The sequence below is a fragment of the Bacillus sp. LR--39 genome, assembly GCF_053613335.1.
The window spans coordinates 1-817 of sequence record NZ_JBSIOT010000646.1 but is presented as its reverse complement, the minus strand read 5'-3'; the positions used below and the strand labels follow the sequence as shown (position 1 = coordinate 817).

Genomic DNA, 817 nt, shown 5'->3' with positions numbered 1-817 from the left:
ATGGGCAGGGTCGCCATGGAGCGGATCATCAAACGGATTGAAGGAGACGAAAGCGCCCCGCAGACGATTCAGCTTGAGGCGGAGCTTGTTCTCAGACAGTCGCTGTAGAACTTGTCAAACGGAAACACTCATGGACCCGAAAACTTAGGGGAGAGTGTTTTCCCGCAACTGCTTTTGAAACCGGTACCATTTTGAAAGGAGAGTGAAATCATGTCGCTTGATGTGATGACCTTCGGAGAATCGATGGCTATGTTTTACGCAAATGAAGCAGGCGGACTGCATGAGGCGTCTTCGTTTTCCAAAGCTCTTGCCGGAGCGGAAACAAACGTTGCCGTCGGACTGTCGCGCCTGGGTTTTCGGGTCGGCTGGATGAGCAAGGTCGGCGCCGATTCGCTTGGAACCTTTATTTTAAATGAATTGAAAAAAGAAGGCGTCGACATTTCTGAAGTCAAACGCACCGCAGACCGGCAGACGGGCATACTGCTCAAGTCAAAGGTTGAAAGCGGAGACCCTGATGTCACATATTATCGGAGCGGATCAGCCGCAAGCACGATGAGCATTGATGACTACCCGGCAGAGTATTTCAAGCAAGCCAAACATATGCATGTGACGGGCATACCTCCTGCACTTTCAAGGGAAATGAGGGGCTTCGCCCGCCACGCCGTTCACCAGATGAAACAAGACGGGAAGACGATTTCGTTTGACCCGAATCTCCGCTTCCAGCTTTGGCCGGATCAGCAGACAATGGTTCATACAATTAATGAAATCGCCGCGCAGGCAGACTGGTTTCTGCCGGGGATCAATGAAGGAAAACTCC

The 817-nt window shown here is 51.5% G+C and carries 1 protein-coding gene and 1 pseudogene; both read left to right on the top strand.

The genetic code is table 11. From position 1 onward, the window contains the following. Nucleotides 1-108, top strand: a pseudogene (locus ACWHAR_RS25555) (LacI family transcriptional regulator); the annotation flags it as partial. Between the two features lie 102 nt (nucleotides 109-210). After that, nucleotides 211-817: sugar kinase (locus tag ACWHAR_RS25550; RefSeq protein ID WP_452088244.1), on the top strand; the 607-nt coding region annotated here is incomplete at its 3' end.